22 protein-coding genes are annotated in these 24,660 nt (G+C 42.5%); 10 read left to right on the top strand and 12 right to left on the bottom strand.

The window, feature by feature from the left end:
* Positions 1-17: 17 nt before the first annotated feature.
* Together NXV01_RS22690 and NXV01_RS22685 are read left to right on the top strand one after the other, a co-directional pair.
* Positions 18-2,042: a RagB/SusD family nutrient uptake outer membrane protein gene (locus NXV01_RS22690; RefSeq protein ID WP_195649551.1), complete on the top strand. Its 2,025-nt coding sequence runs from the start codon at positions 18-20 to the stop codon at positions 2,040-2,042.
* 118 nt (positions 2,043-2,160) lie between these two features.
* Complete coding sequence (locus tag NXV01_RS22685; RefSeq protein ID WP_148364690.1) at positions 2,161-2,703, top strand: carbonic anhydrase; 543 nt, start codon at positions 2,161-2,163, stop codon at positions 2,701-2,703.
* A gap of 5 nt (positions 2,704-2,708) precedes the next feature.
* On the opposite strand, the gene NXV01_RS22680 is transcribed toward NXV01_RS22685, so the two are convergent.
* The gene (locus NXV01_RS22680; RefSeq protein WP_148364691.1) at positions 2,709-2,927 is read right to left on the bottom strand and encodes a hypothetical protein; all 219 of its coding nucleotides are present in this window, start codon (positions 2,925-2,927) and stop codon (positions 2,709-2,711) included.
* Between the two features lie 122 nt (positions 2,928-3,049).
* Between NXV01_RS22680 and NXV01_RS22675 the strand changes: the two genes are divergently transcribed.
* The 5 genes from NXV01_RS22675 (at position 3,050) to NXV01_RS22655 (ending at position 5,993) form a co-directional block, all read left to right on the top strand.
* Positions 3,050-3,586: a nitroreductase family protein gene (locus NXV01_RS22675; protein ID WP_004327009.1), complete on the top strand. Its 537-nt coding sequence runs from the start codon at positions 3,050-3,052 to the stop codon at positions 3,584-3,586.
* Positions 3,587-3,588: 2 nt separating this feature from the next.
* Positions 3,589-3,924, top strand: coding sequence for a hypothetical protein (locus NXV01_RS22670; RefSeq protein WP_148364692.1), 336 nt, complete (start codon positions 3,589-3,591; stop codon positions 3,922-3,924).
* Between the two features lie 7 nt (positions 3,925-3,931).
* Positions 3,932-4,726, top strand: coding sequence for a Rossmann-like and DUF2520 domain-containing protein (locus NXV01_RS22665; RefSeq protein ID WP_195649550.1), 795 nt, complete (start codon positions 3,932-3,934; stop codon positions 4,724-4,726).
* Positions 4,707-5,228: an HAD family hydrolase gene (locus NXV01_RS22660; protein ID WP_148364694.1), complete on the top strand. Its 522-nt coding sequence runs from the start codon at positions 4,707-4,709 to the stop codon at positions 5,226-5,228. Before NXV01_RS22665 ends, NXV01_RS22660 begins: the two co-directional genes overlap by 20 nt.
* A gap of 183 nt (positions 5,229-5,411) precedes the next feature.
* Positions 5,412-5,993, top strand: a complete 582-nt coding sequence (locus NXV01_RS22655; RefSeq protein WP_148364695.1) for a Maf-like protein — start codon at positions 5,412-5,414, stop codon at positions 5,991-5,993.
* 183 nt (positions 5,994-6,176) lie between these two features.
* Here NXV01_RS22655 and NXV01_RS22650 read toward each other — a convergent pair whose 3' ends face one another.
* From NXV01_RS22650 to pheS, 8 genes are all read right to left on the bottom strand, one after another.
* Complete coding sequence (locus NXV01_RS22650; RefSeq protein ID WP_195649548.1) at positions 6,177-8,384, bottom strand: tetratricopeptide repeat protein; 2,208 nt, start codon at positions 8,382-8,384, stop codon at positions 6,177-6,179.
* A 7-nt stretch (positions 8,385-8,391) separates the two neighbouring features.
* A complete protein-coding gene (locus tag NXV01_RS22645; protein ID WP_074705417.1) occupies positions 8,392-9,576 on the bottom strand; it encodes a DUF418 domain-containing protein in 1,185 nt (394 codons plus the stop codon).
* Between the two features lie 236 nt (positions 9,577-9,812).
* The gene (locus NXV01_RS22640) at positions 9,813-10,805 is read right to left on the bottom strand and encodes a porin (protein WP_195649547.1); all 993 of its coding nucleotides are present in this window, start codon (positions 10,803-10,805) and stop codon (positions 9,813-9,815) included.
* A 61-nt stretch (positions 10,806-10,866) separates the two neighbouring features.
* Positions 10,867-11,835, bottom strand: coding sequence for an ABC transporter substrate-binding protein (locus NXV01_RS22635; RefSeq protein ID WP_259023260.1), 969 nt, complete (start codon positions 11,833-11,835; stop codon positions 10,867-10,869).
* A gap of 105 nt (positions 11,836-11,940) precedes the next feature.
* Entirely contained in the window at positions 11,941-13,200 is a 1,260-nt protein-coding gene (locus NXV01_RS22630; protein ID WP_148364699.1) for a phosphoglycerate kinase, read from the bottom strand.
* 93 nt (positions 13,201-13,293) lie between these two features.
* Entirely contained in the window at positions 13,294-13,971 is a 678-nt protein-coding gene (nth, locus tag NXV01_RS22625) for an endonuclease III (RefSeq protein WP_004300865.1), read from the bottom strand.
* Positions 13,968-15,167, bottom strand: coding sequence for an MFS transporter (locus NXV01_RS22620; RefSeq protein WP_148364700.1), 1,200 nt, complete (start codon positions 15,165-15,167; stop codon positions 13,968-13,970). Before NXV01_RS22620 ends, nth begins: the two co-directional genes overlap by 4 nt.
* Positions 15,168-15,321: 154 nt before the next feature.
* Entirely contained in the window at positions 15,322-16,341 is a 1,020-nt protein-coding gene (gene pheS / locus NXV01_RS22615; protein ID WP_148364701.1) for a phenylalanine--tRNA ligase subunit alpha, read from the bottom strand.
* Positions 16,342-16,461: 120 nt separating this feature from the next.
* Here pheS and NXV01_RS22610 point away from each other — a divergent pair, with 120 nt between their 5' ends.
* From NXV01_RS22610 to NXV01_RS22600, 3 genes are all read left to right on the top strand, one after another.
* Positions 16,462-17,478 (top strand): energy transducer TonB, encoded by a 1,017-nt coding sequence (locus NXV01_RS22610; protein ID WP_195649545.1) that lies wholly within the window; start codon positions 16,462-16,464, stop codon positions 17,476-17,478.
* An 891-nt stretch (positions 17,479-18,369) separates the two neighbouring features.
* On the top strand, positions 18,370-19,236 hold the full coding sequence (locus tag NXV01_RS22605) for a hypothetical protein (RefSeq protein WP_148364703.1): 867 nt from the start codon (positions 18,370-18,372) through the stop codon (positions 19,234-19,236).
* Positions 19,237-19,364: 128 nt separating this feature from the next.
* Positions 19,365-19,577: a hypothetical protein gene (locus NXV01_RS22600; protein WP_117934125.1), complete on the top strand. Its 213-nt coding sequence runs from the start codon at positions 19,365-19,367 to the stop codon at positions 19,575-19,577.
* A gap of 73 nt (positions 19,578-19,650) precedes the next feature.
* Here the strand turns inward: NXV01_RS22600 and NXV01_RS22595 are convergent, their stop codons facing one another.
* From NXV01_RS22595 to NXV01_RS22585, 3 genes are read right to left on the bottom strand one after another with little or no spacing between them, the layout of a single operon-like run.
* Positions 19,651-20,220, bottom strand: a complete 570-nt coding sequence (locus NXV01_RS22595) for a PepSY-associated TM helix domain-containing protein (RefSeq protein WP_004321502.1) — start codon at positions 20,218-20,220, stop codon at positions 19,651-19,653.
* A gap of 21 nt (positions 20,221-20,241) precedes the next feature.
* The gene (locus tag NXV01_RS22590; protein ID WP_195649544.1) at positions 20,242-22,449 is read right to left on the bottom strand and encodes a S46 family peptidase; all 2,208 of its coding nucleotides are present in this window, start codon (positions 22,447-22,449) and stop codon (positions 20,242-20,244) included.
* Positions 22,446-24,635 carry a zinc-dependent metalloprotease gene (locus tag NXV01_RS22585; protein ID WP_195649543.1) on the bottom strand — a complete coding sequence of 730 codons (2,190 nt, stop codon included), beginning with the start codon at positions 24,633-24,635 and terminating at the stop codon, positions 22,446-22,448. Before NXV01_RS22585 ends, NXV01_RS22590 begins: the two co-directional genes overlap by 4 nt.
* Positions 24,636-24,660: the final 25 nt, after the last annotated feature.

The raw sequence follows: 24,660 nt of genomic DNA, 5'->3' as shown, positions 1-24,660 counted from the left end.
CTAAAAAAAGTATTGAAATGAAAAGAACAATCTATAAAATAGCAGCGCTTACATTCGCTGTGGCTTCAATGTCTGCCTGCTCGCTTGATGAGTATAATCCAAGTCAAAAAACAGGGGATGAAATTCTTGCTACTTTTGATGGGCTCAAAGGATTACAATCTTACTGTTATTCATCACTTTATGGGCAGTTATTCAGTGTGTATGATTTCTTATCCGTTGCTGAAGGCGGAACGGATTGTTGGATAACTCCTGCAGGTAATCCTGATTATGCCAAACAGGTGATTTATTATGATGGTTTAGCCACAAATACCAATGCGACAAATAAGTTGTTTGGTCAGGCTTATTCTATGATCGGTAATTGTAATGCGGTAGTGACCAGAGCTGAATTGGTAACTGACGGTAATGAAAAGGATATAACGACTTTAGTGGCTGAAGCCCGTTGTCTCCGTGCATTCTATTACTCTATATTAGTGAATAATTATGGCAATGTAACATTAACATTGGAAGAATCATCCCAAGATCCTATTTTGACTCCGCGGCGTAACTCGATTGAAGAACTATATACGCAGATAATTGATGATTTGAAATTTGCAGCCAACAATCTTGAGGACACCCCTTACGATAATAATCGTGCGCGTGTGACTAAGAAGACTGCGTTAGGACTTTTGGCTCGTGTCTACGCTCAAGGTGGAGGTGAATATGGTTTGACAGAGGATGGAGTATCTTATTGGCAGCGTGCAAAAGAAGTGGCAGAAGATATGATTTCAGCATATAGCAGTTGTCTTTATGATGATGTGGAAGATGTTTGGGCACCGGCGAACAATCGAAATAATAAGGAGGCCTTATTTATTGCTGCCGGTCCGGATGCAACAAATCTGGAGATTTGGAACGCGGGGACACAATGTAATAATAACTTTACTTATATGTATCCAAAACCAAATACTTTAACTATTTATCCAACACCGGATAATCAAAACTATTGGTATGGACGTACAAATAATAGTACTTTGGCACCCTCCAAGTATTTGTTGGATTGCTTTGATGCAGATTATGATAAGCGATGGGAGGTAACCTTTACGACCGCCTTTGTGCAGTTCTCCGGCGTACAGTCGGGAGGTAGCTACCTATTTACTAATAAGAAGCAAACATTGGATGATGGTACTACACCGAAAATAGGAACCAAACATGGTGTAAATGATAACATTAGTTCATTTACAATTCTTACTCAAAATATGATTAATACTTATGGGTTGGATGCAAAATTTCATAATGAGTATATTTATCCATATGGTGACTTGAATTATGCATATTACGATGGAACTTGGGCTCCGAGGCTTACTGCCAAGGTTTGGCCTAAAGGAGAAAATAGCGGTGATCCTTCCAAGTTGCAAGAAGTGAAGAATCCTTATGTAATCCCTTATCCTGTTGCTGAAGACGATGATAGAATTTGTTTCTATTTGTCAAAAGAAAAACTTTCGGATGCGGAAAAAGCGAAACGTAGATATTATGTAATCAATATTGATGATTTGTTTGATAACGGACAATATCGTAAAACGGATATAAAAGTCACTAATGACAAAAACATGTATCCTGGTTTCAACAAATTTAATTGGCTATCGGAAGATTCATATAGTAGTAATCTGCAACGTAAGACAGGTGATGTATTCATTATGCGTATGGCTGAAGTATATCTGATTGCTGCTGAAGCTAACCAGCAATTAGGAAATGGCGGAAAAGCGGCAGAATATCTGAATGTACTGAAAAAGCGTGCAGCTCGTGATGATGCATCTTACAATGCCATGAAATTGAGTAATGCTACACAAAATGATGTTATGGACGAGTATGCTCGTGAATTATGTGGAGAATATCAACGTTGGGTGACGATGAAGCGTCACAAAGATTCTTTCAAACAACGTCTTACTGTTGGTAATCCTCGTGCGGCTGAAAACTTTGATGAAAACAAGCATTATTTACGTCCGATCTCTTTTAACTTCTTGAGTCAGATTGATAATGCAGAAGAATATGGAAATAATGGGTATTAGAACTCTTACAGATTAAATTTTAAATTAGGAGGGGATATGTCGCGATGACATATCCCTTTTTTATATATTTTCTTTATCTTTGTGCCATCGAACAGAGCTTTATAATTTAAGCGGAACTATGATAGAAGAAATATTAGCTTACAACAAAGAATTTGTTGAGAACAAGGGATATGAATCGTATATTACCAACAAATATCCCGATAAGAAAATAGCTATTCTTTCCTGTATGGACACCCGACTGACTGCTTTGCTTCCAGCCGCATTAGGAATTAAGAATGGCGATGTAAAAATGATAAAGAATGCAGGTGGCGTTATTTCCCATCCTTTCGGTAGCGTGATCCGGAGTTTACTCGTAGCTATCTTTGAACTGGGTGTGGAGGAGATAATGGTGATTGCTCATTCTGATTGTGGAGCTTGTCACATGCATAGTGAAACGATGCTTGAAAAGATGACGGCACGGGGGATAAATCCGGATTATATTGACATGATGCGCTTCTGCGGAGTTGATTTTCATGCCTGGCTGGATGGCTTCGAAGATACGGAAAAGTCCGTGAGGGGAACAGTCGATTTTATCGTGCGTCATCCTTTGATTCCTTCAGATGTGACAGTTTACGGATTTATTATCGATTCTACAACTGGAGAATTAACACGGATTGTATAGATAAACTATCTTTTTAATACCTCTAAATATAGTGACGCTATCCTGAATACAAAAAAATAAGGCAGCTTTTTATCGGCTGCCTTTATCTTTCTACGGTTATATACTTTCTTTGACTGGTGCACTCGTTTGTGACAAATAGGGTGCCCGTACATCTCAATTTCTGCCTCACGGCTAGCTTTACGATTCGCTTTAACGTAATCGTCTTGTGTAATTCGCTTTTTCATAATGAAATTATTTCTCTGTGCAAAGATACGATATATTCTTCATTTAGTATAAACTTTTATTTCCTATTACGCTCGGTTTGCATTATCTTTGCATACATTAATCAAATGAAACCGGAAATAATATGGAAAATTTCAGTGAATTGATAAAGAACCGTCGTAGTATGCGGAAGTTCACCGATGAAGAATTGACACAAGATCAGGTAGTTGCATTGATGAAAGCAGCTTTGATGTCTCCTTCTTCCAAACGTAGTAATAGTTGGCAGTTTGTAGTGGTTGATGATAAAGAGGTATTGAAAGAATTGTCTCATTGCAAAGAACAGGCTTCTTCGTTCATTGCCGACGCAGCTTTGGCGATTGTTGTAATGGCCGATCCGTTGGCTAGCGATGTTTGGATTGAAGACGCTTCCATTGCTTCCATCATGATACAGTTGCAGGCTGAAGATCTTGGCTTGGGAAGTTGTTGGGTGCAGGTTCGCGAACGTTTCACTGCTACCGGAATGCCTTCCGATGAATTTGTCCATGGAATTTTGGATATTCCCTTGCAACTTCAGATTCTTTCTGTCATTGCTATCGGCCATAAAGGGATGGAACGTAAACCTTTCAATGAGGAACATCTTCAATGGGAGAAAATTCATATTAATAAGTTTGGAGGAAAATAAGCATGGGAGCTGCTAAAGCGAATAATAGTAAAGATACCTATCTGGCTACCGCTGTTACCTTTATTGTAATCGGAGCACTTTTTCTGATCGATAAGTTGATTCATTTTTCTTCCATCGGGCTACCATGGGTAATGAATAAGGACAATATGTTATTGTACGCTTCGATCTGTTTCCTTATTTTCAAACGTGATAAATCAATTGGTCTGGTGTTGCTTGGCCTTTGGCTAGTGATGAATATCGGTTTGGTAATATCCTTATTAGGTTCGTTATCCGGATATCTGTTGCCATTGACATTGCTCATCATCGGAATCATTTTATTCTGGTTTGCAAAACGATAAGAGAATAATGAAAAGAAGTATAGAAGATACACCGATCGTGTTTATCGGTGCAGGTAACTTGGCTACTAATCTGGCGAAAGCTCTTTATCGTAAAGGCTTCCGCATTGTACAGATATATAGCCGGACCATGGAATCTGCCCGTGCCTTAGCCGAGAAAGTAGAAGCTGAATATACTACAGATTTGCAGGCTGTCTCCAAAGATGCAAAATTGTATATCGTATCGTTGAAAGATGCCGCTTTAGTAGATTTGTTACCGCAGATAACAGAGGGAAAGCAGGCGTCTTTGTTGGTGCATACGGCAGGAAGCATCCCGATGAGCGTTTGGGAAGGGCATGCAGAACGTTACGGAGTATTCTATCCGATGCAGACATTCAGCAAACAGCGTGAAGTCAAATTTCAGGAAGTGCCTTTCTTTGTTGAAGCGAAAAGGCCGGAAGATGTGGAGCTGTTGAAGGCTGTTGCCGCCACTCTTTCGGAAAAGGTCTACGAAGCTTCTTCCGAGCAACGTAAAAGCCTTCATTTGGCTGCTGTTTTTATCTGCAACTTCACAAATCACATGTATGCATTAGCAGCCGATTTACTTGAAAAATACAACTTGCCTTTCGATGTCATGCTTCCGCTGATAGATGAAACGGCTCGTAAAGTACACGAATTGGCGCCACGTGATGCACAGACCGGACCCGCTGTTCGTTACGATGAGAATGTGATGAGTAATCATCTTGCCATGTTGGTAGATTCTCCGGCATTGCAGGAAATATATAAACTAATGAGCAAAAGTATCCATGAGCACCATCAACTATGATTTATCCCGTATCAAAGCTTTAGCTTTTGACGTGGACGGAGTATTGAGTTCGACCACTGTACCTTTGCATCCTTCCGGTGAACCGATGCGAACCGTGAATATCAAAGATGGATATGCCATCCAGCTGGCTGTGAAAAAAGGACTTCACATAGCTATCATCACCGGTGGCCGCACAGAAGCGGTACGTATTCGTTTTGAAGGACTGGGAGTGAAGGATTTATACATGGGTTCTGCTGTGAAGATACACGATTATCGTGCTTTTCGTGATAAGTACGGATTGACCGATGATGAAATTTTATATATGGGAGATGACGTACCGGATATCGAAGTGATGCGTGAGTGCGGACTGCCATGCTGTCCGAAAGATGCCGTGCCGGAAGTGAAATCCGTTGCAAAGTATATCTCATATGCAGACGGTGGACGCGGATGCGGACGTGATGTAGTGGAGCAGGTGCTGAAAGCTCACGGTCTATGGATGGCGGAAGACGCTTTCGGTTGGTGAATGGATTAGACGATTGGACAATTTACGATTGGAGTATCTTTGTAAATTAATCCGGTGATGTCAATAGCAGTACTTTTGACCGTCAACGAAATTGCTCTTAATCATCAACAGAAACATTTTTCAATCATCAATAAAAAGTATTTTCAATCGTAAATAGTAAATCGTCAAATCGTAAATAAAATCATGCTTGATAACTTAAAGAAATACCGGATTATATTAGCTTCCAATTCTCCCCGTCGGAAAGAACTGATGTCAGGACTGGGAGTAGACTATGTAGTCAGAACATTGCCGGATATAGACGAGTCATATCCGGACACATTGGTGGGTGCTGAAATACCTGAATATATTGCTCGTGAAAAGGCAGATGCTTACCGTACCATGATGAAGCCGGGAGAATTATTGATTACGGCAGATACCATAGTCTGGTTAGATGGGAAAGTACTTGGAAAACCGGAGGGCAGGGAAGGAGCCGTTGAAATGCTTCGTACTCTTTCGGGAAAATCTCATCAGGTCTTCACAGGAGTTTGCCTGACTACTACCGAGTGGCAAAAAAGCTTTACCGCTTCCTCCGAAGTTTTGTTTGATGTCTTGTCGGAAGATGAAATCCTGTATTACGTAGATCGTTATCAGCCGATGGATAAGGCAGGAGCTTATGGCGTTCAGGAATGGATCGGATATATCGGGGTTAAATCAATTTCCGGTAGTTTCTATAATATTATGGGACTTCCTATACAGAAACTGTACGGAGAGTTGAAAAAGCTATAGTAAGTATCTTGAATCTATCTGAATATATCAGTGTAATTAACGTATTGATTACATAAAATACATAAGATATACTTAGTACAATAATGCAAAAAAGGCTGCCTCGAAATAGAAAATGAGGCAGCCTTTTTCTGTATTTTTAAGCAGGAACATTTACTGAATATCCCAAACTGAAAGATGCGAAAACTATAATAAATCCAGCATCAGAGGAATATCTTCTTCCCGAATTCCTTGTGTGAGAAGAGCCTCTTCATCTTTATGGAACATTTCCAAGAATCGTTCCCGGTTTCCACTTGCTGTAATGGCTTTTCCATAGAAAACGGCAGCTTTCTGAATATCTCCCATCACCCAAGCAACATGTCCTGCATTCATATAGTCAATAGCCAGAGGCTTTTGTTCTATTATTTTTTCATAATACTTCATCGCCTGTTCATGTTTCTGGCTGATGAATGAACACCAGCCGATACCACGCCATGCCTTGATGCAATTGCTCTCGATGAAATCCAGTTTGAAGAAATAATTCAGTGCTTCTTCATATTGCCCCAATTCAGCCAGACAACTACCGATATGGAAAGTCACGTTGGTATCTTCCGGAGCAGCTTCTTCTACCTTTTTGTAGTAGGTGATTGCTACCTGATAGTTTCTGTTCAGCCGATAACAAATAGCCAGATGGCGATTGTTCCAGATATTATCCGGTTTCAGCGTGTCTGCTTTCAGGTAAGCCTGAATAGCCTCTGCATATTTCTTCCTTTTTTGCAATGCATAGCCAAACTTCTGATAATATTCCGCACTCTCTCCTTCGAATCCGCCAATCGTTTCCAACTCCTCATAAATTTCGATAGCCTCGTCCCAACGTTCCTTTGACAGGTAGAAATCGGCAATGGGAAACAATACATCTTCCCAGTGCAATATATTATCGAGTGCAGGGACATGATGAAGATCGAGCTTCTCTTTAAAAATATCTCTGAATTCACTCTTACGCACACTAAGTTTGAAGAAACGATACAAATCGTGCAGGTATTGGTTGCTGACCGTTCCCGGACGTTCATTGAATTTCTTCATCGTCTCAACATTCGATTTCTCCGCCAATTCTGCAACCTGCTGTTCGTTCAGTTGGCTCAACATCATATCCTGTTGTGACTGTGGCAATTGATGGATCGTGAAAAAGAGCGAGTACTTATCACTATTGCTGAAGAACCCCGATTGAAGAATTAAATCCAGTAGACTGCCTCCCTGATTTCCCGCCTGCTTCATTGCCTTGAGCACATTAGACTGTTGCTTGCTGAATGGATAAAACCAGTTATGTACCTCGCGGAAGAACGGATAGTTTTTCAATGCCGCAAAAGTGCTCATATATACATCTGCACCCTCCAACTGCAATTCGTTCATTTCACGCAATTTATCCCCCAGTCCGGATTTCTCGAATGCATCTTCCCAATCCGGATTCATATCGTTGTTCTCTTCATCGCTTTCTTCAAAGCCGAACCGCATATTTTTCATGGAGGAAACATTCTTCAGCATTTCGGGAATAATCTCCTCCCTCATCTTTTTATCAATCTTTTCCGTTTCCTGACATAATAGCATTTGGCGGTAAATACGTGCGACATCTTCTCTGAATGAAGGAATTTCTTCCATGAGATCCACCCTTTTTATCAGTTCCGGATAGAAAGTAAGGCGGCTTCTGTAAATGTGGAAAATAATCATCGCACCAACCAATGCCCGTTGACTGACGTTGACGTTGGGATGCTCGTAAGCATCAAGCAACCACATTATTTTTCGTAAGTCGAAACATTCCATCAAGCTTAATGTGAGGGCGCTGACAAACAAACATAAGTCATCTCCCGGAAGTAATTCCGAGGCAAGCATGGCTTTTGCATCTTCCTCGTCTTCGGGAGTCCATGCACTGTTCGTCCATGTTCTGATAAACATAAACTTGAGCGTGTCCTCATGCCGCTTTAATACTTCATCCATCTTTTCGTCAGACAGTAATCCGCTGACTGCCAAGTCGTCATTAAAAGACTCCAGTATGTGCAATATGGTTTTAAGACCATAGTTTGACAAGTCTGGCGATTTGGGAGTGCGTCGTACTTCATGATAGTATCTTGATGAAGCGTTATCCAATATGAGCAAACGTGATTGGTCGGCAATTCCCCACGTGTCTGATACCATTTTCTGATACAGATTCCACCGTTCAGGGTCATTTGCTCCTTGTTTCATGTATTCCAGCATATACTTGTAGGAAGTCTGCAATTGTTCCAGGCGGGTGCGCAGATCCCAGTCAGGACACTGCCACAGCAGAGATTCCAACTGCATCAAAGCTTCCTTGAGTCTTTTCTCTTCAAGTAAGGTACGTATATATGCGTATTGTTCATTAATTGTTTTTTCGTTCATCATTATTTAATTATTTATTTTTTCCAATCCAGGTCAAACGTTTCCAGAGACCCTCAAAAGGACCATGTTTATGGTGTCGGAGCCACCACGAACAGAATACCATTTGTAATAGAACAAAAAGGATGCCAAAAAGAAAACTATATGTGATTCCTAAATATCGTCCCAATTCGAATCCCCAATGATAGAACAAAAGAGAACCGAAAATAGATTGCCCGAGATAGTTCGTTAAACTCATTTTACCATAAGAGGTGAAACGCATAAAGAAACTGCGGTCTTTCACACGGTAGAAAGTCAACAGTAATCCTGTCACCAGTAATACCATGAAACTAAGGCTGCTGAATGAACTTAATATCAATTGTAGAGGAACAAGGACGGCACTCCGTTCGATGAATTCCGGCAACATATTATTTAATCCGTAGATGGGGAAGAAGCAGAGAAGCGAAATTGCCAATGCTTTTAGCCACAAGCGTTCGTTCTGTTCGCTATACAGGAAATATTTGCGGCGACCAACCAGCATTCCGAATAGGAATAGTCCCGGTGTTTGTAAGATACGTCCGTGTTCCAATGCCCAGGTCATGTTAGCCATTTGTCCTTCCCACATATTCATGCGGACTGTTTCAAGGAAGTTGCCATGCTTTTGCACGTCGAAAGCGATGCTGAAATAATAACCTGCCAGACTTTTACCTGCCACATAGTCAGGATTGCATAAGGCATAGATCAATTTTGCCCAGTCGATAGGTTGAAGGATTAATAAAGTAGCAAAGATGGCAACTGTACGGTCACTCATCCGGCAGAATATCGGCAGGATAATTCCTAAAATTGCATACATGGTTAATATTTCACCGGTAAAGAAAGCGGCATTGAATTGTCCTATAATGAACAGGATGAATAATCTCCATAAAAAACGCAGGCGGAAATCTTTCCCTCTCCGTTGTTGGTTATTGTCCTGAATATAGAAACTGAAACCGAATAGCAAAGCAAATACAGCGTATGCTTTATTGCTGAATGTGAAGAATAATCCTCTCCAGATTGCCTGATCGGTAAATTTCATCCATTCAAAAGGGACTTCTTCCGGAAAAGAATAGAAATTAAAGTGTTCAATACTGTGCAAGAGGATGATTCCCATTACTGCCAATCCTCTTAATACGTCGGCCACGTCTATTCGGGCATTGGTTTCGGCGATTTTACTTTCCATGTTTTTTTAGCTATTGTTATTAATAAGATTAATATTTGTTCCAAGAGGAATATATTCAGGCACGGATTACGCGGATTACACGGCTTCAAAAAGATTGCGCAGCCAAAACCGTGTAATCCGCGTAATCCGTGCCTAATTCCTTATTTATAATTTCATTCATAACCCTATGGGAATGAATGATAGTCTGTTTTCAACTACTACGATTAATACTTAATACTTGACACTCAATACTTGAATTAAAACCTCACCTGTACCTGTGCCTGTATCAGATTGGAATCTTTCTGTCCATCTCCTTTTTTGTCACAAAAGGTATATTGTGCCTGCAATCGACATCTGGGATAAAACCAGTATTGTACGCCTGCAATATAGTTATTTTGTTTGAAATCTGCGCTCTTGTTCGGGTTGAAATAATCGTACGAAGCGATGAAATCGAAATTCCGTGCAAAGCGTAGGCTTCCCGTTGCATAGAAGCCTTCACTTGTCACACTTCGGTCTTTTCCGCCAAGATATTCCGTACGCAGATTAAAAGTCGGAGTAGTGACAACACCTCCTGCACTCCAACGTTTCTTGGCGTAATTTTCTCCCGCTTTGATTCCGGTATATTCCGAATCGGCTATGGCGTGCCCTGTTCCGCGGATGAACGAACCACCTACGGATAACCATTTCAGAGGATAAACCATCAAATTGCCGACCACATCTTTCTGGTTGTTTTTGTCTTTGGTATTCAATCCCTGCCCGTTCATTACGGCCACTTTATATTGCAGGAAGTCTCGAAATACTTTCCCGTGAAGCATCATGCCAATATCCCGTCCGGAAGTCATTCCGTAACACTTATCGCTACCGCTTACTCCTGCCAGATAGCAGACAGATTGTGAATAGCAATTAATAAGTTCTACTGTAGTAGGAGACAATTCGTTTTCTATGGTATAAGGAACTTTGAATTCACCGATACGTGCCGTAAGTCCGGGGAGAAACTGATAATCGGTATATACTTCGAGTAGCATACCGCCATTGTAGAAGTCATACATAAAGTCGCAAGTCCACCGTTTGGTGATCTTTCCATGTGCCATGAAAATGATTCTTTTGATGTCGAATGTATTGTCAGGATTCGCTGCATCGTCGTATGTATATCCCAGCTGGGCATATCCGGAGAGGCTAATTCGTTCTTTCAGCGTGTTGACAACCTGATTTAGTGGCGTTTGTTCTTGTGCAAGAAGGGCATTTTGCATACCTATTATACATAATACAAAAGTGAAGAGTTTAAGTAGTGTTTTTCGCATGAGTCAGTTGTTATTTGATTATGGTTGATACTGTGGGGATAAACGTAGTGTCAATCAGATTCTTTTCAGAGTAGGTTTGGGGTATTCGGTGGTTTTCTTTCAACCAGTGTATAGCCTTGTCTATCGCTTCAGCGGAGGGGCGTTTTGCTTTTTGATAACCGGGGAGGGCAACGAGCCCTGTCAGATTTTCGGGCACACCTATTTCTATCAGTACTTGTTCCCATTCTTTCTGCGGGTGCATTTTTATATAATCTACTCCCAGGTTATATCCTGTGATGAGTAACTCGATTTCTTTTCTCTTTTCGTTGAGTGCTTTTCGTGAAAAAGCGGTAGCGGTGAAATCGATACCCAGCTCTTGTGTACTTACCAATGAACGATGTTTATTGTTCATGGCGATGGATGCGGCAGGATCGGGCAGGAAAGAGGCGTCAATCTGATTGTACTGCAACATTTGCAGGCGGAGAGGAAGCTGGCCGATTTCCGGCATGTTTATTTCCGTATGCTTGATTCCGGCTTTGCTTAATAGCTGGTCGGTGGCATATTCGATAACTGTGTTGCGCGATACAGCGATATTCTTTTCCTTGAGCTGTTCCAGTTGGTTGATATTACTTTCTTTGGAGACAATGAAGCAGAAATAACCGTCATTCTTCAGGATGAATGCTAAATCAGTATGATGAATAGCTTGTAATGCTACCGCACTGGGATAATCAGTAATCATGCCATCCATTTTCCGGGTTTGGAAAGCAGCGTTTCGGTCGTTGGCAGAGTTGAATGAAAGAATGGTCAAGTCCAGTCCTAATGAGTCGTAAATGCCTTGCGTTTTGGCTATATGAAAAGGAAGTCCGTCTAGTGTAGGCATCATGCCTAAGGTAAGTGGTTGCAGTTCGGCTAGAGGTAAAAAAGAGCTGTCTCCTTTCTTACTCTGGCAAGAGTAAAGGAAGAAAAGGATGAACCAAAAGAATAGTACCGGTCTTTTCATACCTCGTTTTTATAAATAAGAGGACCTCTTTTTTTATAAATAGGGGCAACTCTTTTCACAAAGAACTGCCCCGACCAACATTTTTGTGTGAAATTAACAATAATCTTATTCTTGAATAGCAGCGATACCCGGAAGAACTTTTCCTTCGATTGCTTCGAGCAATGCGCCACCACCAGTTGAAACATAAGACACACCGTTAGCCAAACCGAACTTGTTAACGCAAGCTACAGAGTCGCCACCACCTACGAGTGAGAATGCGCCTTTCTTAGTTGCTTCAACGATTGCTTCACCTACTGCACGTGAACCGTGAGTGAAGTTATCAAATTCGAATACGCCTGTAGGACCGTTCCAAAGAATAGTCTTAGATTCTTTGATCACGTTAGCGAAGATTTCTTCAGTCTTAGGACCGATGTCAAGACCTTCCCATCCGTCAGGAATTTCGTCAACAGCACAGAATTTAGTATTTGCATCGTTAGAGAATGCGTCAGCAATCTTAGCGTCAACAGCCAATACCAGGTTTACACCTTTTTCTTTAGCTTTCTTTATCAAATCCAAAGCCAGGTCAAGTTTGTCGTCCTCACAGATAGAGATACCGATTTTACCCCCCATTGCTTTAGTAAATGTATAAGTCATACCACCGGCGATGATCAGGTTGTCCACCTTGCTCAACAGGTTTTCGATGATTTCGATCTTAGAAGAAACTTTAGAACCACCCATGATAGCAGTGAACGGACGTTGGATGTCGTTCAATACTTTATCAACAGCTTTCACTTCTTTCTCCATCAAGTAACCGAACATCTTGTTGTTTACGTCGAAATATTTAGCGATCAATGCTGTAGAAGCGTGTGCACGGTGGGCAGTACCGAATGCGTCGTTTACGTAGCAGTCAGCGTAAGAAGCCAATTTCTTGGTAAATTCTTTCTGGCTTTCTTTTACAGCTTTCTTAGCAGCAGCTTTTTCTTCGTCAGTTGCATCTTCTGCCAAACCTCTTGGTTTGCCTTCTTCTTCAGCGTAGAAACGAAGGTTTTCGAGCAACAGCACTTCTCCCGGTTGCAGAGCAGCAGCTTTTACAGCAGCTTCTTCGCCCATGCAGTCGTTAGCGAACTGAACCTCAACGCCCAGCAGTTCAGACAGATGCTTGATGATATGTTTCAAAGAGAACTTATCGGCAACGCCTTTCGGACGGCCCAGGTGAGAGCCAATGATGATGCTTCCGCCGTCTGCCAGAATCTTCTTCAAAGTAGGAAGAGCTGCACGCATACGAGTGTCATCTGTAATGTTGAAGTTTTCGTCCAGGGGTACATTGAAGTCCACGCGAACAAATGCCTTTTTACCGGCAAAATTGAATTTGTCAATTGTCTGCATAATACTCTATTTTTATTTAAAAGTGTTTTTAAAATTCTTCTTTTAGAACGACTGCAAAGTTACTATTTATTTCGGTTCCTTGCTATTAAATCGTTATTTATTCTTGGCTTTTGGTTCCTCTTTTGTAACTTTATAGGTGTTACAGAAATATTTGCACATCATTTGCAAACCACAGGTGTCACATTTGGGAGTACGTGCCTGACAAACGTAACGGCCGTGCAGGATGAGCCAGTGATGGGCAATCGGTATGAGCTTTTCAGGAATATTCTTCACCAGTTCTTTTTCCACGCTGAACGGGGTGGTGCAACTGTCCGGGACCAGTCCGATGCGGTGGCTGACACGGAACACGTGTGTATCTACCGCCATTGCCGCTTTTTTGAATACAACCGACTGAATCACATTGGCTGTCTTTCTTCCTACACCGGGCAACTTTATCAGATCTTCCAGATTATCCGGCACCTCGCTATTGAAGTCATTCACCAGCATCTTTGCCATGCCGACCAGATGTTTGGCTTTGTTGTTGGGATAAGACACGCTTCGTATGTATTCGAAAATCACTTCCGGCGTAGTGGCAGCCAGTGCTTCCGGAGTCGGAAAATCTTTATACAAAGGAGGAGTGATGATATTCACCCGTTTGTCCGTGCATTGTGCAGAAAGAATAACAGCGATCAGCAACTCATACGGATTGTTGTAATGCAGTTCGGTTTCGGCTACAGGTATGTTGTCCTGAAACCAGGCGATTACTTTCTCATAACGTTCTTTCTTTCTCATCGTAGCTTGTTTTTATGGTAATGAGGCGTCACTTTTAGTCTGAAATAGAGGGCGGAAACTACCGTCAGGCAGGCTCCGAAAAGATAGGCCTTATCAAATGTACTTATTTCTGCGATATATCCTCCGGTCAGCATACCGATGCCGATTCCTACATCCCAGGAAGTGAGGTAGGTAGAAGTCGCTGTTCCCCGCTGGCTGTTAGGGGCGAGGTTGACAAACAGCGTGTTAAATGCCGGAAACATAATGCCAAACCCGACACCCATTAATAATGCGATGCCAAAAAACAGCAGGGTACAGACGGTATCATTCCATTGAATCAGGTATACACAGGCTGAAAGCAGGAAGAAACTGAAAACAACCAGGTATAATCCGGCAGCTATTACTTGCGTTATTTTTCCGCGATCCACCAGTTTTCCTGAAAAGATGCGGGAGATGGCCATACCGACTGCCATAAAGGTAAAGAAGAACCCGGTTTGTGTGTTCAATCCTATTTGGCGGGCGTACATGGCGACATAGTTAGTGGTCATTCCGTAAGGGATGGAAAGTAACAGCAGACTAAGTCCGGCAGGCAGTCCTTTCATCAGGATAAAGCGGTCGAGCGAGATCGGCTCCCGTTTCACAGGAGGCTTGTAGGGCGTTTTTACCAGACTTGCACATAGAAAACCTAAAATGCAGGAACCGAATGCATAACAGAATATCGTAGCAAAAGAAACTCCCGCATCATGCAGAAACAGTCCGAACATCGGTCCGATGGACATGGCTGTGTTGTTGGTAAGCCCGTAATAACCTAAGCCTTCCCCTCGCCGGGAAGAGGGCATAATGTCTATCACTACCGTGTTTCCGCCTACTGTGACCATTCCAAAAGAGACTCCGTGAATGATTCGGAAGATAATAAATAAGGTAAGGGAACCGGCAATTAAATATCCGCCGAACATCATCATGAAGATGAAGTAAGCAAACAGATAAAGAGGTTTCCGGGCAAACGTGTCGAGCAGATAGCCGGAAAACGGACGGATACAGAGGGCTGCCACCGTGTAGCAGGAGAGGACAATGCCGATAGTGGAATTTCCAGCCTGAAAGAATTCGGATAAATAGAACGGCAAAACAGGAATCAGCAACCAGAAACCGAAGTATAGCAGGAAGTTGGCTGCCAAGATGAAACAATAACTGGGAGTAATGAGTCTATCCTTTGCCATAATGAATGTATTTGTTTCACCACAGAGGACGCAGAGGACGCAGAGTCTCACGGAGTTTTTTCTTTCTAATGACTTTCTATGAAAAACGAGCCGTAGTTGATACGGCTGAAATAAGAACTCTGTGTCCTCTGCGTCCTCTGTGGTGAAATCTAATTTAGTAAGCGCTCTCGAATTCTTTTAGGAAGCGCGTATCGTTTTCAGAGAACATACGGAGGTCTTTCACCTGATATTTCAGGTTTGTGATACGCTCGATACCCATACCGAGAGCATAACCGCTGTATATTTTGCTGTCTATTCCGTTTGATTCAAGTACGTTCGGGTCTACCATACCGCAACCGAGGATTTCTACCCAGCCGGTGTGTTTACAGAACGGACATCCTTTGCCACCGCAGATGTTACAGCTGATATCCATTTCCGCACTTGGTTCGGTAAACGGGAAGTAAGACGGACGCAGACGAATTTTTGTATCAGCACCGAACATTTCTTTGGCGAAGAGCAGCAACACCTGCTTCAAGTCGGTGAATGATACGTTTTTATCTACATACAGCGCTTCTACCTGATGGAAGAAACAGTGTGCGCGATAGCTGATAGCTTCGTTACGATATACACGTCCCGGACAGATGATGCGGATAGGAGGCTGTGACGTTTCCATCACACGGGTCTGTACAGAAGAAGTATGTGTACGCAATACTACGTCCGGGTGGGCTTCGATAAAGAAAGTATCCTGCATATCGCGTGCCGGATGGTCTTCGGCAAAGTTCAGTGCCGAGAACACGTGCCAGTCATCTTCAATTTCCGGACCTTCGGCAATGCTGAATCCCAGACGGGCAAAGATATCAATGATTTCGTTCTTTACAATGGTGAGCGGGTGGCGTGTGCCGAGTTCCACAGGATAAGCCGAACGTGTCAAATCCAGTCCGTCACAATCGTTGTCCTGACTTTCAAACATTTCTTTCAGCGCGTTGATTTTGTCCTGCGCTTTTGTTTTCAGTTCATTCAGTCTCATGCCGACTTCTTTTTTCTGTTCGGCAGCTACGTTACGGAAATCTGCCATTAAGTCGTTAATGGCTCCCTTCTTACTTAGGTATTTGATGCGGAGAGCTTCGAGTTCTTCGGCATTGGAGGCGTGTAAGGCTTCCACCTCTTTCAGAAGTTGTTCAATCTTAGCTATCATATTTTTGATGTATTGTTATTCAGTTTCTTAGTAAAAACCGTGCAAAGATATAATTTTATCACGAACCATCGAAATAATTTGTATCTTTGTTGCCGATATGTACCGAAAATCCGGCAACTTATGAAAAAGATTGTTTTCTGTCTTCTGCTTTTAACCTTTTCTTTTCGCCTTGCGGCCCAAATTGACTATTTGGAGCCGGTGAAGCCTTTTTCCACTTATACAGGCGAGTTAGGCGAATATTATCGTAGTGTGTTTTCTTTACTTAATACAGGCTTCCAGAAACAGCCTTATGCGCGTTTTGCAGCTATCCCTTCCTTTTCGCCGGAGTATGCAATGTCGGTAGAGAAGAGGAACGGACGTTATACGCTGGTTTCGAACACATTATCGCGTACTTATTGGCAGGCGGAGAAGGGAACGGTGACGGTGGATACTAAATCGGTTGTCATTAGTGCTTCCCTGTATCAGTCTTTAGGGGCTATCTTCCGTTTAGTGACAGAGCAGGTACAGGATTTGGACGGTTCTACGGCTGGTTTGGATGGAATTGTTTATTTTTTCTCTTCTACGAATGCCAAAGGTAAAGAGCAGATGGGACGTAAATGGTCGCCGGAAAAGGGAACGTTGATGGAACGTCTCGTGTTGGTTTGTCAGTCGGCTTATATGTTATCCCGGGGGGAAAATATTTCGGAACAGACGTTGGCAGTGGAGGCTGCTGCTTTATTAAAAGCATTGCAACAGCGTACCAAGGAAGAGCCGGATGCTTATAAGCGGCCGATGTATATCGGAATTTATCCGGTGGGTCCCCGTTCAAAGACACTTTCCGGAAGACAGGTGGAGGAACCTGCTCATTTCTCTGCGATGACTCCGGAAGAATATATTGCCAGTGAAATGGTTTATCCGTCAGGGCTTTTGGAGAAGAATGTTTCGGGTTATGCTTTATGTGAGTTTACTATTGATAAAGAAGGGGTTATCCTTCGTCCTCATATTCTACGTTCCACTCATCCGGAATTTGCAGAGGAGGCTCTCCGTATTGTCAAAGGGATGCCGAAATGGTCACCTGCATTGGTGGGAGGAAAGCCGGCGGATAGTAATTACACTCTTTATGTTCCTTTCCGTCCGCAACTCTATCGGAATAAATAAGCAACTTTGCATCTAAAGTCCGATTAATAAAAAAAGAGATATTGCATTTATAAGTTGAACTTATACTCTCTCCAATAAATAAAAAAATAAATTTGCTGTCATCTGTCACAGATTGTGACTTAACTGTTTGATTATGAAAAGTTAATGGCGTGACAGCAGCATGGTGACAGCACTGTGACGGCAATAATGCTGTCACTGCAAAGCAAAGAAGAGATAAACGCACTGCAAAGGCGGTATGGTAGAGATGCATACCCAAATCAAGTAAAAATCACAGATGAAGTTTCATGGCCTGAATAGTATTAACCACAGGCAGATAAGCTATTTTATTTATTACCCCTGTACATACGGGGCGGGATCTGCCTTGTAACCGATAGTTTCAAGCCTTGAAACTATTGGTTTTGCGGTGCGAAACTACAGTTTCATCGCCTTGAAACTGTAGTTTCTCCTGCTTGGAACTATTAGTTTCTCTTAGGTGAAACTATAGTTTCACACTGATGGAACTTTAGTTTCTCGCCGATGAAACTATTCCCCCATGTAGTTGTTTACTTATTTATCTTATATAAAATTCCATTGTAACTAAAAAGCTTGTCATTTATTATCTTTCTTTTCAGAAAAAAGAAGTATATTTGCAATCAAGGACCGGACCTTTGACAGCCGGACTTGTATTTATAGGACATTTAATTTATCTAACAGGAAACTAGCAATTTTCAAACAGATGATAAATCAAATGTCCGTGCCAAGCTTATATCCTTATCGATATATAAGTTTTGGTGCGGGCATACTGTATTTTCATCTGTCGGTTTTGCTAGTACCGCTGTTGGGAAATATATGTATCGTTCGCACCTTTTTTATATTTGGTTGCGACGTATACATCTAAAAACAAAACGAGGTATGACAACAAAACAATGGATTGGTATTGAAGAAGCAGCAACCAAGTATCAGGTATCTACCAGACGTATTATTACTTGGTGTAAAAGACAGGAGATTATTTATTCAGAAATCGGTGATTATCTGATGCTTGATGAAAACAGTCTGACGGATTGTCTTGAACGAAATATCCGGTTCAGTCTTTCCGAAGAAGAACACAAACGCCGGATGGATGAGAAGATGAAGGAAAATGAAGAGGAACTTTTTCTGCTTCAATCGCTGAAAGAGTTGACCCCATTGATTCGGTTAATAATAAAAGAGCTTGCCGGAATGATAAGAAATGATGAAAGACGGCAACTGTTTCTCTATACCGTCTTGCAAGGAAACATCAAGGATTTTAGTGTCCGGAAACACATGAAATATCGTCAAGCGCAGAAAGTATTTGAGGGACTTGTACAGGAAATAAAATCTCAAGCGGGATTCCTTAGGACTTATAAGGAAGAAAATATCCGCCTTAGAGCAACAATAAGGGCGTATGAAATGAAATCCCGCCAGAATGGCTTTGATAATGATATGCTCATGAGGGAAGCAGAAGAGACGAATCCGGAAATTTTTATTCCCGAAGATATAAAAGCGGCAAAGGCTTTGCTCGATACTCCTATCACAGAATTGAAATTCGATATTCGGTCGCAGCGGATCATTTCAGAAGCTGATATAAAAACACTCCGGGAACTGCTACAAATCACTTCTCAATATGGGTTTAGGAAATTGCGTGATATGTTACGGAATTTCGGGCTGGTTTCACAAAAGAAAGTGGAAAAACGCTTGAAAGAGCTGAATGTACTGGACGTTGCCGGTAACTGTAATTTATATAGGTATCTGGATGAATGACACAGATTGGGCTGGAGTGTTTCTTTGATAGTATAATAACATGACTGATTTCTTCAAAAATCATTAAAATAGAAAACTTTTCTTCGTTTGTATTGTCTTATAGCCATAAACTTTTAAAACGAGAACTTATGGATGATATGATTAACAGGCATGATTCGATAGCCGAAGAAAATATCGAACCGAATGGTCGTCCGGCTAAGAACCAGTTTGAGGAATGGAGTGGCGAGGTTGCCGACCGTGCCGATGACGCATTTAAGAATGACAAGAAAGACGGTCCCATTAAAGACCGTGAGAAACGTATAAAAGAAATGGACGAAGTGATTAAAAAGGACCTTGAATAAAGGTCCTTTTTTGTTTTCTGCGATACGGAAAGATAGTACAGAAAGATGCATACGGATAAATAAAAATAAGAAATTATACTATCATCCAGTAAATCAATATAGGTATTAAAATTCCTATTATCGTTAGAATTCCGCCAATGCCCCACAATCCCTTTTTCCCGGGAACAATCAGTAACCCGGTGATGAGCAAAATAAACATGAGTAAGAGGAATGCATCGGAGGTTATTGTCCATAAAGAACCCGGATTGCGATGTAACTTATTCAATGCGGTTAGGAAAGCGGGACGATGCATTTCTTTGATAAATGCCTGCTGGCTGGTTGCATCCAACTTGATTACCAATTGCTCTTTGCCAAAGATGGTCAGTTTGTTTTTACTGAGGCTGAAACGGTTATACAGGTCGGGATTGCATGAGAGATCGGAGATAATCTTTCGTGCATCGGCTTCTGTAAAATCGTCTTTATTGGCAGGGAGCTGGAATATATAGTCCACTGTGCGTTCCTTTTTCTGATTCATGAATGTAAATTCTTTCCGGTGGTTGAGCAGGAAGCCGGAAAGGAGATAGACAAACAGGATGCCTGCACAAATGAAAGATACATAACGGTGCGTTAAACGTAAGTATTTTAGTGTTTTGGGAGATAACATTTTTATATAGAATTTACTAAGTTAGTGAATGTCCAATTCGTTTAATATGTATTGGGAATGTGAGTATTGCTCCAAAGTCCATAATACATAGCGGATATCTACTGCGATGTTACGGCTTTTCTCATTGCCTGCAGTTTCGTAATCGGAACTAAGTCCCTGCCAGATACGGTCGAAGTTGATACCCACCACTTCTCCTTTGGCATTCAATACCGGACTGCCCGAACTACCCGAAGTGGTATGTGCATCTGTCAGGAAACAACAGGTGGGTGTCACTTTCTGGTTAAAGTAGTTACTGGGTTGGCGTTGTTCGATGAGTTTGACGAAACGTGCCGGCAGATTGAAGTCCTTGTTTCCGGCATAAAGGCGATGACGGCTGAGCATTCCGTCAACAGTTGTAAATGGAGTATAGATGACTCCTTCGCTGGGAACGGCTGCCTTTACTTTTCCCGTAGAATAACGCAGGGTGCGGTTAGCGTCAAATGCAATTTGTGTCCCCTTGTTCTTTTCAGCGTATGCTTGCAGATACAAGGAGTAGAGTTTCATGTTTTTATTCTGATACGCTTGTTTCAAACGGTTTATTTTTTCTACATACACCAGATAGAAACCGAGTGACAACTGATACAGCCCATCTTGTGACAGTGCAGCTGTTCCTTGTGTCGGTACACTGTCCAGAAGTGCGAGCATACTTTCCTGATTACGCAAGGGGGAATGATCGTACAGGCTGTCTATATAGGCAGAAAGATGTTGAGGGTAATGCTTTTCTACCTTTTTCAATGCTGTGGAGTAGAAAATAGAATCTACGTGATCCAGATAATAAGCCAACATCTTTTTCATGATATATTTGTCGTCTTCAGGTCTGAAATCACGATAGAATGCTACGGTAAGCGGTTTCAGTTTGCGGATTTCTCCTTTCATGGCAGTCTTTACATTTTTGCCTTTTCTTTGTTCCATTTGCACCAGTTTTTCAAATTTTCCGGCAAAAGGGATGACGTTGGTACCGTAAAGTGCGACTTCGCGAAACATCTGGTCTGTGAAGTTCAGTTGGGTAAGACGTTCGTAGTTTGCTTTCATATCATCGAGCAATGTTGCCCCGTAGCGTTGCGTACGGGTGTCATCAGACAGAATCCATTCTGTCATCGCCTGTTCCTCCTGCTGTTTCCGGGCAATGATGCCGGATTCTTTCACACCACTGATCTCACCAATTGATTTTAGATAGACATTAGCAGCGCTTCCGGCCTTAATGTTATAGTAGGAATAAAGCGAGTCGGCAGCCGTTTCTTTACGTTGTGTGTAGAAGTCGAGCTTGATTTTGGCAATATCTGCTTCTGCTTGCGTGTCTTTGAATACAATTTTCTCAAGGGCGAACGAAGGGACATATTGCCTTGTTTGTGCAGGATATCCGGCAACCATCACAAAATCATCGGGTTTCACTCCTTTGGTAGAGATAGACAAATGAGCGTCGGGTTGATAGGGGCGGTTCTGCTTGTTGTAGGCTGCCGGTTGGTTTTTATCGTTGGCATAAACGCGCAAGATGGCGAAATCGGCGGAGTAACGGGGCCATTGCCAGTTGTCTGTGTCGCCTCCGAATTTCCCTATCGAGATGGGGGGAGCGGCTACGATACGCACATCCTTGAAGCTGCGGAAGACAGCTAGGATGTATTGTCTGCCACCAAATAAGGAGTAGATTTTTCCTTCTACACCGCGACCTTTGGCTTGGGATTTGACAATTTTATTCCCGTTCTCGTTGATCTTTTGGGTAAGTGCCTGATCGGTAAGATTCCCGGTATCTTGTGTGATTTCCGTCGTTACGTCTTTGATAGTGATTAATTGATTGACCTGTAAATTCGGAAGATAAGTCTCTTCGCTGCGTTGGGTAGCCCAGCAGCCATGCTTCACGTAATCGTGGTTTGCATCGGAGATATGTTCGAGATAACGTGCGACACAGTGGAAGTTGGTCAATACCAGTCCTTCACCGGAGATGAAAGAGGCACTGGCAGAGGGAGAAAATGTACTGTTGTCATAACTTAATGAAAGGATAGCATTCGACAAGCACGACTGGTTGATGTCGTAAATGTCTTTTTCACTAAGACGCAATCCCTGTTTTTTCATTGCCTGATGTACTTTTCCTTGTATTTGAGTAGGTAGCCAGAAGCCTCCATCGGCATGCACGGGTTGTATGCACAACAGGCAGAGGAGGTAGAAGGCGGAAATAATGGTAGTTAGCTTCATTGTATTTTGTTTTTTAAATAATTATTCCAGGTAGAAGGATTAGTTGTTAACTGTTCGCGGATGCGGGTAAGATGCTCGCTGACCGTCGGGGAGAAGAGTACACTGAAAGAGGAGGTACGTGCTTCTGTTAGCAATGATTGCAAGGTCTGGAGATAGCTTTCCTGCAAATGTCGTGTGAATATGTCCGGTGTCTTGTCCGTAAAAAGATAGTTGGCAGAGACTTCCAGATAATGGGCGTAGGTAAATCCTGCTGGTGTTTCGTTCGAAGAGATTCGTTCGGCAATGATTCTGCCAAACATCTTTTCAATAATTGTCTTTTGTGCTTTTATGATGGCTTCGGTTGGGTTGCCGGCATATTTGCATACGGCATCCGTCCGTAGGAAGTCGTATCCGCCAAGCAGTTCTTTCCAAAGAAATTCGACAGCTTTTCCGGATACTTCATCGGAGAAACCAATAAAAGGAATCACACGTTCCAGATGGTCGAAATAGGCTTGCTGCAAATCGGTATAGGTGGCGGGCATCTCCTCAAACGGGTTATCTGTCAGACGTTTTTTGTTCCATTCCGGCAATTGCGTCAATATTTGTTGAAGGTTGCGGATTCCGTAGGTTGCCGATGCGACAGGGTCGTTGCCGAGATCGGAGGTTTGAACGGTAGGATCAGTGGGGATGGTGCTCGGTGCTATGCGTCCGCAATGATACATGGGGTCGTTTTGTTTTTCATCTATCCATCCGGCTACAGTTCGGGTGTTCTCGCGGGAGAGATAGGCGTATCCGATACGGATGGCGTATCGGTCGTACACTCCCAACAGGGGAGGTAATACGTAACGGACGCCGTCTCCCGGTTGGGCGACATAATTGAACCGGGCATAATCCATGATGGACGGGGTGGTGCCGTAACGTTCTGTAAATTCCGGACGGCGCAGGTCTTCTGTATTATAGGCATACGAGGCTTTGAAATTATGTTCCAGTCCGAGGCAGTGGCCTATCTCATGGGCGGCGGCGTAACGGATTAATTGTGCCGTTATGTCATCCGGTAGTGTTTTCGTGCGTGCCGCAGGATGGTAGGCTGATGTTTGCAGGAAATACCATTTGCGTAGCAGGGCTATGACATTACTGTGAAACAACACATCTGCTTGCAGAATTTCTCCTGAACGCGGGTCTACCCAGTGTTTCCCCATTGCGTTCGGGAAATCGCTGACTACATATCGGAAACAGTTGAAACGTATATCGTTCGGATCGAACTCCGGTCCGGCTTCGGCGTATGTCTTTGCTTGCATAACTTCTTTAAAACCAATCTCTTCGAATGCTTTGTTCCAATCCAGTATTCCTTTGCGTATGGCTTTTTTCCAAAGAGGAGGGAAGGCATCGTCTATATAAAAAACGATGGGTTGTTGAGGCTTCACTTGTTTGCCTTGCAAATAACTGCGTACATCTTTAGGAGAGGGGACAATCCGGAAGCGGGTGATGTAGTTTTCCGCTGCGATTGAGGAAGTATCGAAGTCGAATTTCCGTTTAGGGATATTGTCATATCCTACCCGGGCATCGTGTATACGTGGTTGCATGGGTTGCTCAGGCAGTAGTAACAGCGATTTCCGTATCGTAGTGAGGAAAGGCTGGGTGGTTCCTTCAAAACCATACTGTACGCTGACTTCCAGGTTCTTTTCGTGGACGTCTACCTGAAGTATTTTATTGAGTTGGGGCAGGGAACGTCCTGGTGACGTTTTCCCTCCAAAAGGGTCTACACTTTCTATGGGCTCACTAAGAAATTTGCTCCAGTTTACAACAATCGAGCTGTCTGTCTCCTGTTCTATTTTCCAGGATTCCGCTATGGGAGTGATGGCATTGCGCGCATAAGCCGGATATGAAAGATGAGTTGTGTCCTCACATAAGTTTTTGGAGTCGGGACGTAACAGATATAACTGTTCTTTGTCATATTTGAAACGTATCCATACCGGATCATAAAGTCGCTGGCCTGCATAAAGTTTGACTTTATTATTGGGAGAACTGACGGTCATCACACGGGCTGCTAACAGGAAATCCCGGTTTATCAATCGTTTGGGTATTTCTACCAAACATCCTTTGGCGTTTTGCCGGATGTGAAACATGGGGGCAGAGTTACCCCAAAGGAGGGTGGGAAAGAGCAGCAGGAGTAGCAACCGAAGTTTGTTATTGGCAATTCTCATCATGATTGGTGTAAATTATCTGGTTGTT

This window comes from Bacteroides sp. BFG-606 (genome assembly GCF_024788145.1).
Taxonomy (GTDB): domain Bacteria; phylum Bacteroidota; class Bacteroidia; order Bacteroidales; family Bacteroidaceae; genus Bacteroides; species Bacteroides vicugnae.
This window is presented reverse-complemented; position numbering and strand designations above follow the sequence as displayed.